Genomic DNA, 12774 nt, shown 5'->3' on the forward strand with positions numbered 1-12774 from the left:
GGAAGGACCGTGGCCTATTCCGTAAAGAATGTGGTAGTTTACATATTTGTCTGGCAAATGAATTTAATTTGTTGGCTACGCGTAGTCGAGATTGTGACGGGCGTATTGATAGCTGTCTTATATATATCTACTCTTATTTGGCCAATGAAAATATGGCCCAAGAAAAATAATCGAAAAGGATTGCTTGGTGGATCGACAGCTGTTGCGCATAGATGGCTCCGTTTCCCTGGCTTGTTCCGTCTACCAGGCGAAAGGAACAGCGAACGCTGGATAAAGCGGTTCAGGTAACGGCACATCGGCATCTGCAAAATCGACAAATGATCATCGACAAACACAGAGCAGGGGCCGACAACCATCACCCTGTCCGAACGCGGCCTGCGACCTGAGAACCCCATGCGAATAGTGTTGTGTGCCGTCGCTCTCGCAGCCGCCGCCCTGTGGCCCGCCTGGGCCATGGCCGACGATTGCGGCGATGCTGCCGCGCTGTTGCGGCAGGCTTATCCCAAGGTTCAGAAAGGCGCCGACGGCGACTCCTTTACGCTCGAACCCCATACCAGCATTGCGCTCGCGGATCCGCAGGACCTTACGCCCGGCTTGGTCTGCAAGATATGGCCTGCCCATGACGATCTGCTGCTGGTCGCAGTGCCGCTGATCGACAGCGCCAAGTCCAGCGACGGCGAGCATTTTGGCGATATCGGGCTTCTGGTCGTCGACAGGGAGACCCTGCAGGTGCGCCAGCGGCTGCTCCAGCCCGGGTTGATGAACGACGATGCCATCGCCATCCGCGGCATCGAATTCGATACCGGCCGTTATGGGCTGGCGCCCGGCGTCACCGCCTTCGGCCTGCGTATCGACATGGCAAACCATTCGCAGCCCAATCCCTTCAATGAAACCGACCTGCGGCTCTACGCCATTGCCGGCAATGCGCTGCACATGGTGCTCGACGGCCTCGTCGTGGCCGGCTTTGGCGGCGAAGGCGACACCAGTTGCGTGGAATCCTTTCATTCCAGCTAGGTCAGCCTGGCGATGAGCCCGACGATCCATCGCGGCTACCGCGACATCATCGTGGTCGCGCGGAAGGATACCGACGAGCCGGCTCCCGACCAGGATGGCGAGTGCCAGTCGCATCCCGGCAAGTCCATGAGCCGGACCTACCGGCTGCGCTATGACGGCAGCCACTATCCGGTTCCGGCCGCGCTCAAGGTCCTGGACACGCCGTGAGACCAACGCTCGCGTTTGCTTGAGCAGTTGCGGCCCAGTGGTTAATGGCCGGTATTCCCGAAACCAAATCTTGTATGCATTTCGGCACCGAAGCTTAACCGCCATGCTGTAGTGTCTTTCCCTGAAGAACGACCCGACAAATCGGGCGACGGGGCAGGGCATGCGTCAGATAAAATTTGCGGCGGCGGCCACGATGGCGGCTGTCTTGATGATCACCGGGTGCACGACGAACAACAACGTCGACACGACCAAGACCACGGCCATTCAGCCGGCGGCAAAGACCGTCGATACCTCTGATCTGGCGCAGGGCAAGGCGCAGTTTCGCGATGCCAATTATGGTCTCGCCGAACAGCATTTCCGCAAGGCGGTCGAGTTGAAGGCCGACAATGCGGAGGCCTGGATGGGGCTGGCCGCTTCCTATGACGAGCTCGGCCGCTTCGACTTTGCCGACCGCGCCTACGGCCAGCTCTTGAAGGTCGCCGGCCGCAAACCTCAGATCGTCAACAATATGGGCTATTCGCAACTGCTGCGCGGCAACAAGAAGAAGGCCAGGGCGCTGCTGCTCGAGGCGAAGGCCGGCATGGCCGACCCCACGGTCGTCAACGCCAATCTCGCTCTGCTGAACAAGGGTTGATGCCGTGTCCTCGCACCGGTCTTGGGTGCGATTGCGGGACAGGCAGTGTCGACCTTTTGTAAACCCTATCGTCAGCTTGGGTCGAAAGATCGGCTGAAAACCATGTCCGAGGGCTGCCGCTGACCTAGAATGCGGCGTAACCGCCGACGCTCGAGAGGCCCCCGCCCGATATGCTGGATTTCAGTTCGCTCCTGCTCGCGGCCGCGCTGTCGGGTACCTGCCTGGCCGTCACCATGTTTGCGATTTGGTTGACCGCGCCGCGGGCGCGTTTCGTGCTGACGGTGGCGTGCGGCATTCTCGTGCTTGTCGCGCATGTGATCCTGTTCTGGCGCTACACCAAGGAGCCTGATCCGCTGCTTTGCCAGATCGCGCTGGCGCTGCTCAGCCTGGGCTTCCTGATCCTCTGCATTTCGGCCATGCAATATCTCGGCGTGCCGGACTACAGGCGTGCGATTGTGCCGACATTTGCCGCCATGGCTGTCTGCGCGGCGGTGACCTTCGTCGGCCTTGACGGTATCGGCTTCGTCGTCACCTACGCGACGGTCACCGTGCTGCTGTCGACGATCGGAGCCATGTTCTGGGTCAATGGCAGTCACGATCGCCGGATCCTGCTGGTGGTTTCGTTCCTGAGCGGTACCTGCGCGGTGTCGTTTGCCCTTTGCGGCGTGGTTCTGATGGCAAAGGGGCAATGGACGCTCGGCGCCGCGCCCGACAATTGGGCCGAACGTCTGAATTCCGTCGTTGCGGTGGCCTGCATGACAGGTCTCGGCGCCTTGACGCTGTCGCTGCACCATCTGCAGGCGCAGATCGAGCTGAAGGCCGAGACGATGACCGATCCATTGACCGGGCTGATGAACCGTCGCGGGTTGACGTCGCACTATGGCGAGCGGCCCTTCGGTCCCTTCATGGCGGTCGTCATGTTCGACCTCGATCACTTCAAGAGGACGAACGACGTCTACGGTCACCCGGTCGGCGACCAGGTTCTGTGCCGCTTCGCAGCCGTCATCAGGAAGTATGCCAGGACAGGCGTCGACGCCTTTCGCCTGGGTGGCGAGGAGTTCGCCATCGTCATGTCGCGGATGACGGAAGAGCGGGCGCATGATCTCGCCAGCAAGATCGGCGTTGCCTTCGGCACCGAAATCGTTACCACACCGCTCGGTCCGTTGCGCAGCACGGTCAGCGGCGGCATCGGCTTTGGCGGCGCCGAAGGCAGCAGCCTCGACGAGGTGCTGGCCGAAGCGGACGCAGCACTCTACGCGGCCAAGCATGCCGGCCGAAATTGCGTCATCAGCCATAAAAGGATGGGCAAGGCCGAACCGGTCAGGCCGGCCTTGCGCTCAGCGTAGAGCGGGCTACTCCGCCGCTCCCAGATAATCAGACAAAGGCGGGCAGGAGCAGACCAGGTTGCGGTCGCCGGCGACATTGTCGATGCGCGACACCGGCGGCCAGTACTTTGCCGCCGTGTCGGCGTCGCCGGCGGGATAGGCCGCTTCCAGGCGCGAATAGGGATGGGTCCACTGGCCGGCCAGCGCCTCGGCGGCGGTGTGCGGTGCGTTGACCAGCGGATTGTCGGTCAGCGGCCATTCGCCCTTCGCCACCTTGGCTGCCTCGCCGGCGATGGCGATCATAGCCTCGCAGAAGCGATCCAGCTCGCGCTTGGGCTCGGACTCGGTCGGCTCGACCATCAGCGTGCCGGCGACCGGAAACGACATGGTCGGCGCGTGGAAGCCGTAGTCGATCAGGCGCTTGGCGATGTCATCGACGCTGATGCCGGCGCTCTCCTTGAGCACGCGGGTGTCGAGGATGCATTCATGCGCGATGCGATCGTGCCGGCCCTTGTAGAGCAGTGGGAAGTGCGGCGCGAGCCGCGTCGCCACGTAGTTGGCCGAGATGATGGCGGTCTCCGTTGCCTGCTTCAGGCCGGCGGCGCCCATCATGCGGATATACATCCAGGTGATCGGCAGGATGGAAGCGCTGCCGAAGGGTGCCGCCGAGACGGCATGCGCCGAGCCTTCGGTGACATGGCCCGGCAGATAGGGTTTTAGATGCGCCTTGACGCCGATCGGGCCGACGCCGGGGCCGCCGCCGCCATGCGGGATGCAGAAGGTCTTGTGCAGGTTCATGTGGCAGAGCATCGGCGCCGATATCGGCGGGGCGGGCCAGGGCGACCAGAGCGTTGAGGTTGGCGCCGTCGAAATAGACCTGGCCGCCATGCTCATGAATGAGGGCGCAGAGGTGGCGCGCGCCTTCTTCGTAGACGCCGTGCGTGGACGGGTAGGTGAACATCAGCGCCGCGAGATTTTTGGAATGCTCGTTGGCCTTGGCCCGCATATCGTCCATGTCGATATTGCCGTCCTCCAGGCAGCGCACGACGACAACGCTCATGCCGGCCATCGCCGCGCTTGCCGGATTGGTGCCATGCGCGGAGGAGGGGATCAGGCAGACGGTGCGATGGCCTTCGCCGCGCGAGCGGTGATAGGCGCGGATGGCGAGCAGGCCGGCATATTCGCCCTGGCTGCCGGCATTGGGCTGCAGGCTGACGGCGTCGAAGCCGGTGATTTCCGACAACCAGCCTTCCAGCTCGCCGATCATGGCACGGTAACCGGCCGAGTGCGCTGATGGCGCGAAGGGATGCAGATTGGCGATGCTTGGCCAACTCACCGGCATCATTTCGGCCGCCGCGTTGAGTTTCATGGTGCAGGACCCGAGCGGGATCATTGAGCGGTCTAGCGCCAGATCCTTGTCGGCCAGCCGGCGCAGCAAGCGCATCATGTCGGTTTCCGACTTGTTCTCGTTGAAGACCGGCTGGGTCAGGAACTCTTTTCCGCGTGGCTTGCCGGGCACCGTGCTGCTGGTTGAAGCCTCAGCCTTGGCGCCGAACAGGGTCGCGATCGCATCGAGATCGGCGTCGGTCGAAGTCTCGTCGAAGCTGATGCCGACATGCTCGGCGTCGATGACGCGCAGCAGCCGGCCGGTCTTTTCGGCGGCGGCGGCGATCTGCGCGGCCTTGCCCTTCGCCTCAACCGTCACCGTGTCGAAACGGTGGGCGCCGAGCACCGAAATGCCTGCCTCCTTGAGGCCGCTCGCCAGGCGGTTGGCCAGCGCGTGGATACGCCCGGCAATCGCCTGCAGCCCGGCGGGTCCGTGCCAGATGGCGTAGGCCGTCGCCATGTTGGCAAGCAGCGCCTGCGCGGTGCAGATGTTGGAGGTCGCCTTGTCGCGGCGGATATGCTGTTCGCGTGTTTGCAAGGCCAGGCGGTAGCCGGGCCGGCCCTTGCTGTCGGTCGACTGGCCGACGAGGCGGCCCGGCATCAACCGCGTCAGCCTGTCGGACACGGCGCAATAGGCGGCATGCGGGCCGCCAAAGCCCATCGGCACGCCAAAGCGCTGCATCGGCCCGACGGCGATGTCGGCGCCGAGCTTTGCCGGCGCATCGGTCAGCGTCAGGCCAAGCGGATCGGCGATGAAGACGACAATGGCGCCGGTGGCGCGAGCCTTGTCGATCGCCGCCTTGTGGTCGCCATAGACGCCAAAGGTGTCGGGCCACGAAACAAGCAGGGCAGCCGTGTTGTCGTCGATCGTCTCGCCGTCGATCTCGATGCCAAGCGGTTCGGCGCGGGTGCGCACGACATCCAGCGTCTGCGGGTGCGGCGTGCCGGCAAGCGCCACCTTGGTACGCTTGTCGCGGTGGTGGCGCAGCGCGATGCCGACTGCTTCAGCCACCGCCGTCGCTTCATCGAGCAGGGAGGCCGATGCCACCGGCAGGCCGGTCAATTCGGTGACCAGGGTCTGGAAATTGAACAGCATTTCCAGTCGGCCCTGGCTGATCTCGGCCTGATAGGGCGTGTAGGCCGTGTACCAGGCCGGATTCTCGAACAAATTGCGCTGGATGACCGGCGGCACATGCACGCCGTGATAGCCAGCGCCGATGAAGCTCTTCAGCACCGTATTTTTCGCCATGGTCGCCGACAATTCGGCCAGCGCTTCGGCTTCGCTCGCCGGCGCGGGCAGGGCCAGCGGCACGTCGAGGCGAATCGACTGCGGTACGGCCTGGCTGATCAGCGTCTCGACGGAGGGAACGCCGATCACGGCAAGCATGGCTCTGACATCGCTGACATCAGGACCGATATGGCGGGCCGAGAAAGGGTAGGGTGCTGCGGTCATGTCAATACGTCCTGTTATCAGCCGATATGGGCTTTGTAGGCGGCTTCATCCATGAGGCCGGCGAGCTGGCTTTCGTCGGCAAGCTTCATCTTCCACAGCCAGCCGGCGCCGGTTGCCGCCGAGTTGACGAGCGACGGGTCGGACGACAGCGTGCCGTTGGCCTCGGTGATCTCGCCATCGACCGGTGCATAGACATCCGAGGCCGCCTTGACGGATTCGACCACGACGGCGGTATCGCCTTTGCTCAGCTTCTTGCCGATCTCGGGCAGCTCGACGAAAACGAGATCGCCGAGCTGTTCCTGCGCATAGTCGGTGATGCCGACAGTGGCGATGCCGCCTTCGACGCGGAGCCATTCGTGATCGGAGGTGAAATAGGTCGTTGCCATCGGGATTATCCTTTGCGGTAGCGATGAGGAGTGAAAGGCAGGGAACTGATATCGACGGGGATTTTCGTGCCGCGTACGTCGGCGAAGACCCGCGTTCCAGGCTTTGCCAGCGCTGCGGCGACATAGCCCATGGCGACTGGATGGCCGGCCGAGGGGCCAAAGCCGCCTGATGTGACATGGCCGGCGGGGTTGCCGTCGGCGTCGAACAGGGCAGCGCCGGCGCGCACCGGCTGGCGGCCCTCCGGCTTCAATCCGACGCGCTTTTGCGCCGGGCCACGCTCGACGGCGGCGCGCAAGGCATCGGCACCGATGAAGGCGCCGGACGCGCGGATGTCCTTGGGGATCGCCCACATCAGCGCGGCTGCGGCCGGGTCGGTCTCCGGCGTGATGTCCTGGCCATGCAGGCAAAGCCCGGCTTCCAGCCGTAGGCTGTCGCGTGCGGCAAGGCCGATCCACAGCACGCGCTCATCCTCGAGTAGCTTGGTGACCAAATCCCGCGCATCCGCCGCCGGCAGGCCGATCTCGAAACCGTCCTCGCCGGTATAGCCCGACCGGCTCATGAACCAGTTTTTCCGCGGCTCGACGCCATGCATGAACAGCAGCGAGCCGGTCTCGATGCCGGCACGGGAGAGGGCTGCCCAGGCCTCGGGTCCCTGGATGGCGAGGAAGACGCGGTCGAGCGGCTCGACCTTCACATCGAAATCAGCGGCCAGCGCGCGCAAATGCTTTTCGTCGGCGACGGCGTTGCCGGCATTGGCGACCACCATGAAGCGTTCGTTGCCGAGGCGGGTGACAATCAGGTCGTCCAGGATGCCGCCTGCCTCATTGAGGAAGAAGGACAGTTTCGACTGCGAGATTTCGAGTGCGCCGGCATCCAAGGGGCAAGCGCGGTTGAGCAATGCAACCGCCTGTGGCCCGCTGACCTCGAACAGCTTCATGTGCGAGATGTCGAACAGGCCCGCATGTTCGCGGGTGTGAAGATGCTCCTTCATGACGCCGGCTGGATAGGTCAGCGGCATCGACCAGCCGGCAAAGGCGCCGAAGCGCGCACCGGCGGCTGTGTGGATATCTTCGAGGGGAAGGTGTCTTGAGTCGTCGCCCGTCATGTCATCTCCAGAGTCGCACGCAATCGGCCGCTGATGGCGACCAGTCCGTGCCCCTCTGTCTGAAGCCTGAGAGACTCGCGCAGCCGGAACTCTGTCAGCGGCGCTTACACCTTCGGCGCGGGGGCAAGCCCCGACTTTCCAGAGTGTCTTTCCCGTCTACGGTTCTTTTGCCTGAGAGATTTCGGGCGATTTCCCCTTCGGCGGCAGCTCTCGCTGCTCTCTCCCGCAAACAGGTAGGACTCGAAACCCTGAGCCCTCGACGCGCCATCCATAGCCCGTCGGCGACACCTTGTCACCTCCCAGCGACATCTAAAGGTGCGTTGATATTCAGGTGATGCCGGCAAGTCTTCGCTAACCACGCCGTTTGCCGGTTTTTCAAGACACTCCTGATATAGCTGGCTGATGTAACGCTTTGGGGCGGACGGGGACGACAATGGGCGAATTGATCATGAGCGCGCCGGTGGCGGGGCTGACATCGAAGAATCGCATTGCCCCGGAAGACGTGGTGATGCTGCGCCGCGACGTGTTCGCCGATGGCGTGGTGACCCGAGGCGAGGCCGAGGCGCTGTTCGCGCTCGACCAGACGGCCAAGGATAAATGCGCGGATTGGGCGCCGTTTTTCGTCGAGGCAGTGACCGACTACATCGTCCATCAGGAAAGGCCTTCGGGCTACATCTCGCAGGACAATGCCGACTGGCTGGTCCGCACCATCTCGCGCGACGGCATGGTCGACAGCCGCACCGAGCTCGAATTGCTGGTCCATGTGCTGGAAGAAGCGAGATCGTCGCCGGGCAAGCTTTGCGTCTATGCGCTGGAGCAGGTCGCCCATGCCGTCATCGACGGCAAGGGGCCGCTGATGCTGGGTGGCGCGCTGGTGCCCGGGCTGATTGCCAAGGCGGAGGTCGAACTGCTGCGCCGTATCCTCCACGCCCATGGCGGCGACGGCAACATAGCGATCACACGGGGCGAGGCCGAGGTGCTGTTCAGGATCAATGAACAGACTGCCCAGGCCAAGAACGATCCGTCCTGGAACGATCTGTTCGTCAAGGCGATCGCCAATTTCGTCATGTGCTCGGCCGGCTATGAAGCGCCGACCCGCGATGTGGCGCTGCGCCAGGAGAGCTTCCTCGAACACGCCGATCCGGAAATCGGCGGCTTCTTCAGCCGCATGGTCTCAGGCGGCCTTGCCGGCATCATCGAGGCCTACCGGTCCCCGGATGATATCGAGGCCGAGTGGGAAGCCAAGAACAGGGCGGCCGAGGCGCTGGCCCGCCGTGCCGAAACGATCGATGCCGGCGAAGCCAGATGGCTGGTCGGACATATCGGCGTGGACAGGCCTCTCTACGAAAACGAACGCGCGCTGCTGACGCTCATCAAGCACGCTTCGCCGGAGATTCATCCGGCGCTGAGGCCGCTGCTCGACAAGGTCGCCTGACAAACACCGGGTTGCGGATCAGGCCTGGTCGGCGTCGATGTAGATCCGCGCAAGCCCTTCCCTGACGGTCGACATGGCATCGGCGAGACTAATGCCGATGTGGTCACGCATCAGCCTGGCGGCCCCGTCGGCATCGCGGGCGACCATGGCGCGGGCGATGTCGCTGTGTTCGGTGTAGGTCGTCGACAGTCGCCGGTGCTTCTCCACTTCAATCTTGCGCACAAAATGAATGCGGACGTTGATGCCTTCAAGCATGCGCGCCAGTTCGGAATTGCCCGACAGCCTGGCGATGCGGATGTGGAATTCCTCGTCCTTGGCTGTCAGTTCGGCGCTGGAAAACGAGTCCGCGCGCGCCATGGTGATTGTCCACCAGTCGACGAGCGCGGCGAGATCCTCATCTGTCGCTCGCTGGATTGCCAGCCTGACGGAGCGCTCCTCGAGCACGGTCCGCACGTCGGAAAGATCGACGACCTCCTCGACATCGAAGCCGCGGCAAAAGAAACCGCGATTGGTCTGGAAGTTGATGAGCCCCTCGGTGACCAGCCGCTGCAGTGCCTCCCGGATTGGGCTGCGGCTGACATTCAGCCTCGCGGCAAGCTCCACCTCGTTGATGCGTTCGTTCGGCTTGAAGCGATAGTCCATCGCCATCCGACGGATCTCTTCATAGACACGCGGGCCGGTCTTGATCGGCTTGGATGCCGCGCTGTTGTCCTGGTTGGCTTGCCTGGTGGGTCGGAGCATGGCGTCAGTCAAGCCTTTGCGGCGCTCGGCGCGGCGAACCGCGGCTGCGCAGGGAGGATTCCGTCGAGAGCGATGGGCACGGCGCGGCCGGCGATCAGGTCGGCGACGATGCGGGCCGATCCATGCGCCATGGTCCAGCCGATATGGCCATGGCCGGTGTTCAGCCAGAGGTTGCGGATGTTCCTGAGGCCCAGCACCGGTAGATTGTCAGGCGTCATTGGTCTGAGGCACGCCCTCATCTCCGCGCGATCATAGTCGATGCCGCGCGGGAACAGCTCCCGCGTGACGCGTTTCATGAAGGCGAAATCCGAGGGCTTGTGGCTGCGATCATAGCCGGCGAACTCCGCCGTGGCTGTGACGCGGATGCGGTCGCCCATCGGCGTGATGGCAACGAGGTTGTGTTCGTCGATAACGGGAAGTTTTGGAGCCAGGGCTCGGTCGACGACGGGAATGGTCAGCGAGTATCCCTTGATCGGATAGATCGGCAGGCCAAGACCGATCTTGCGGGCGAGGATCGGGCTTTCCGCGCCCAGACACAGGACATAGCTATCGGCTGACACCTCACCCTTGTCGGTGACCACCCGGGCAATCGCATCGTTGCCGCGTTCGATGCTTAGGATCCGGGTGCCTGCCAGGATCTTGCCACCCCTCGACTCGACGATGGCCGCCAGCGCACGCGTGAACTTGGCGGCGTCACCGGTTTCGTCGGTCGGACACACTATGCCGCCGGCAATGCCGTCGCGCGACGAAGCAAGCGCCGGCTCGCGGTCAACGATTTCCTGCGCGTCGACGACGCGGATTTCCTGACCATCGGCTTCCAGCAGGCGCATGTTGGCGACGCCCTTGTCGAGCGCCTGACGGCTGCGATGGAAGTAAAGAATGCCGGCCGACGTCCTGTCGTATTCCAGACCTTCTTCTGCGACGACCTCCTGAAGGACCGATTGGGAATGGACCGCAAGGCGGTGCTTGAGGAGGGTGTTGCGGCGTGCCTTGGCGGCCGTGCATTGCATGAGGAAGCGCAGCGACCAGCTGTAGAGATGCGGGTCGGCGGAGAGCCTGAAGCGAAGCGCTTGGTCTTCAGGAACAGCGATTTCAGCAGGATTTTTGGCGCGGCTGGCGATGACCAGACGAAGGAATGGCCGGGCGCGATCATGCCGGCATTGGCCCAGCTCGCGCCCTCGGCCACCTGCGGCGCCTGCTCGAGAACGGTGACCGTGTGGCCGTCCTTTTGCAGTTGATAGGCAGTGGTGATCCCGACAACACCCCCGCCCAAGATCACTACGCGCATCGCCGCCCCGAATGGCTGTCATTTCATTGTCGACAATTCAACAGGAAGACGCCGATCGTTGTCAACGGCGGATGCACCGGTAGCCAGGAAGTGGTCCATTCCGGCCGAAATGCACTCCGCTTTTGGCCTCCAAGCCTCAGGAGGCTCTTGACACCTTCGCCATAGTTGCCGTTTCTATTGTCGACAATTCGGATTGGCATCTGGAAAGGGGATTGCATGGACACCCCGGTTACGCACGCCGACAACAGACTTGTCCTCGACAAGGAACACATTCCCTTCAAGACCGACGAGGGTATCGGCACCCGCGCCAATCTCGGTCTGCTCGTCCTGCGGACCGATCAAACCATCGAGGACGAATTCCGCTACGCGCTGCCCGCGCGCGACGTCGCGCTCTACGAGGCCCGGCTCTACAGCGATGTCGAAATCACGCCGGAGAACCTGATGAAGATGTCGGCGGTGATCCCCGGCACGGTCGGCCTCTTGCCCGACGTCAAGTTCGATGTGATCGGCTTTGCCTGCACGTCGGGAGCTCTTGTCATCGGCGAGGACAAGGTTGCCGCGCGGGTTCACGAGGTGCTGCCAGGCGTACAGGTGACCAACCCGGTGACAGCGGCGCGTGCCGCGCTGAAGGCCCTGGGCGCTTCGCGGATCGCGCTGCTTACGCCCTACCTTGCGAAAATCAACCATTCGCTGCGGGCCTCGCTGATGGCGCGGGGGATGGACATCCCGGTCATGGGCTCTTTCAATGAAGCCGACGACAATGTCGTCGCACGCATCACGCCGGCTTCGGTCAAGCAGGCCATTCTCGAGATCGGCGCATCCAGCGAGTGCGATGCGGTTTTTGTTTCCTGCACCAGCATGCGCGTTGCCCGGATAATCGAGGAGGTCGAGAAGGAGCTGGGGAAACCGGTCACGTCAAGCAACCATGCGCTTGCCTGGCACATGCTGCGAACTCGGCGGCGTCGCCGAGGAAATTGCCGGAAAGGGCGAACTGTTTCGCTGTTCGCTGTAGCACGGTTGCTTGAAAAGCCGAACCAATCGACATCAGCGGTTCAAAACCGCTCCACCACAGGGCGAGCAAGCCGCGAGCGACAAAATGGCTGCGCCTAACGCAAATCTGCGCCCAGCAACAGTGTCATACATCCTGTCTCTATCCCAGGTCACCCCGGGACAGTGGCGCCTATGCGTGACCGTAGGGACCTTGCGGCCGGATTTGGCAGGCCGGAAAACACCCTCTCGGTTTCGATAGGGTTCGTCGGCCATGAAACTCCTCTAGTGTCGGGTGGGGACGTCCATTCTCAGGGGAGAACAACACATGACCATGCTTCGTAAGATGCTTGCGCTTGCATTTGTCGCCGGCCTTGGCTCGACAACACTGGCCTTCGCCGGCGGGATGACGCCGCAACAACAGGCCGACGCGCGCACCAAGGTCGAAACAGCCGTGGCGCTGGCCAACATCGCCAAGGCCGACAAGGACGGCGAGGCGATGCTCGTCGCCGCCAGAATGCTGGCCGAGGCCGGTCCGGTGGCCGAGCAGGGCGCCAAGATGAAGGACGGCAAGCCGACGCTGATGGACACCGGCAAGATGGCCAAAATGGCCAAGGACATGGGCGCCGACGCCAAAAAGGCCGATGCCGTTGCCAGCATGGCGACGTCGAACGGCGAAACGGCGCGCAGCGACGGCTATTGGTATTACAGCTGCGATTCCTACAACAATTGTCAGTGGATCTACGCCGGCTATTGAGCGGGGCCGGGGCTCAAATCAAACCTAGGTGTCGGGATCGGCCCGTGATCTCCAC

General features: G+C 63.2%; 11 protein-coding genes, 2 pseudogenes and 1 riboswitch. Of the genes and pseudogenes, 7 read left to right on the plus strand and 6 right to left on the minus strand.

Annotation, left to right across the window (positions count from 1 at the left end; all coding sequences use genetic code 11):
- The first annotated feature begins 393 nt into the window (after positions 1–393).
- The 4 genes from AC0V7N_RS22405 (at position 394) to AC0V7N_RS22420 (ending at position 3201) form a co-directional block, all read left to right on the plus strand.
- Positions 394–1014 (plus strand): PA3715 family protein, encoded by a 621-nt coding sequence (locus AC0V7N_RS22405; protein WP_475450549.1) that lies wholly within the window; start codon positions 394–396, stop codon positions 1012–1014.
- Between the two features lie 12 nt (positions 1015–1026).
- A complete protein-coding gene (locus tag AC0V7N_RS22410; RefSeq protein WP_475450550.1) occupies positions 1027–1221 on the plus strand; it encodes a hypothetical protein in 195 nt (64 codons plus the stop codon).
- 160 nt (positions 1222–1381) lie between these two features.
- On the plus strand, positions 1382–1855 hold the full coding sequence (locus AC0V7N_RS22415; protein WP_475450551.1) for a hypothetical protein: 474 nt from the start codon (positions 1382–1384) through the stop codon (positions 1853–1855).
- Positions 1856–2025: 170 nt separating this feature from the next.
- Positions 2026–3201 carry a GGDEF domain-containing protein gene (locus AC0V7N_RS22420; protein ID WP_475450552.1) on the plus strand — a complete coding sequence of 392 codons (1176 nt, stop codon included), beginning with the start codon at positions 2026–2028 and terminating at the stop codon, positions 3199–3201.
- Positions 3202–3207: 6 nt separating this feature from the next.
- Here AC0V7N_RS22420 and gcvP read toward each other — a convergent pair.
- The 3 genes and pseudogenes from gcvP to gcvT all read right to left on the minus strand — a co-directional run bounded on the left by gcvP (position 3208) and on the right by gcvT (position 7511).
- A pseudogene (gene gcvP / locus AC0V7N_RS22425) lies at positions 3208–6019 on the minus strand (aminomethyl-transferring glycine dehydrogenase).
- Between the two features lie 17 nt (positions 6020–6036).
- Entirely contained in the window at positions 6037–6405 is a 369-nt protein-coding gene (gcvH, locus tag AC0V7N_RS22430) for a glycine cleavage system protein GcvH (protein WP_475450554.1), read from the minus strand.
- 5 nt (positions 6406–6410) lie between these two features.
- Positions 6411–7511 carry a glycine cleavage system aminomethyltransferase GcvT gene (gene gcvT / locus AC0V7N_RS22435; protein WP_475450555.1) on the minus strand — a complete coding sequence of 367 codons (1101 nt, stop codon included), beginning with the start codon at positions 7509–7511 and terminating at the stop codon, positions 6411–6413.
- Between the two features lie 149 nt (positions 7512–7660).
- A riboswitch (glycine riboswitch) is annotated at positions 7661–7747 on the minus strand.
- Positions 7748–7944: 197 nt separating this feature from the next.
- Between gcvT and AC0V7N_RS22440 the strand changes: the two genes are divergently transcribed.
- Positions 7945–8946 (plus strand): hypothetical protein, encoded by a 1002-nt coding sequence (locus AC0V7N_RS22440; protein WP_475450556.1) that lies wholly within the window; start codon positions 7945–7947, stop codon positions 8944–8946.
- An 18-nt stretch (positions 8947–8964) separates the two neighbouring features.
- Here the strand turns inward: AC0V7N_RS22440 and AC0V7N_RS22445 are convergent, their stop codons facing one another.
- The 3 genes and pseudogenes from AC0V7N_RS22445 to AC0V7N_RS22455 form a co-directional block, all read right to left on the minus strand.
- Positions 8965–9687: a GntR family transcriptional regulator gene (locus tag AC0V7N_RS22445; RefSeq protein WP_475450557.1), complete on the minus strand. Its 723-nt coding sequence runs from the start codon at positions 9685–9687 to the stop codon at positions 8965–8967.
- An 8-nt stretch (positions 9688–9695) separates the two neighbouring features.
- A complete protein-coding gene (locus AC0V7N_RS22450) occupies positions 9696–10697 on the minus strand; it encodes an FAD-dependent oxidoreductase (RefSeq protein WP_475450558.1) in 1002 nt (333 codons plus the stop codon).
- Between the two features lie 176 nt (positions 10698–10873).
- Positions 10874–10975: pseudogene (locus AC0V7N_RS22455) on the minus strand (FAD-dependent oxidoreductase); the annotation flags it as partial.
- Positions 10976–11191: 216 nt separating this feature from the next.
- Between AC0V7N_RS22455 and AC0V7N_RS22460 the strand changes: the two are divergent.
- Both AC0V7N_RS22460 and AC0V7N_RS22465 read left to right on the plus strand, forming a co-directional pair.
- Complete coding sequence (locus AC0V7N_RS22460) at positions 11192–12085, plus strand: aspartate racemase/maleate isomerase family protein (protein ID WP_496627266.1); 894 nt, start codon at positions 11192–11194, stop codon at positions 12083–12085.
- A gap of 205 nt (positions 12086–12290) precedes the next feature.
- On the plus strand, positions 12291–12719 hold the full coding sequence (locus AC0V7N_RS22465; protein WP_475450560.1) for a hypothetical protein: 429 nt from the start codon (positions 12291–12293) through the stop codon (positions 12717–12719).
- Positions 12720–12774 lie beyond the last annotated feature (55 nt).

It is taken from the genome of Mesorhizobium kamtschaticum (assembly GCF_056174585.1).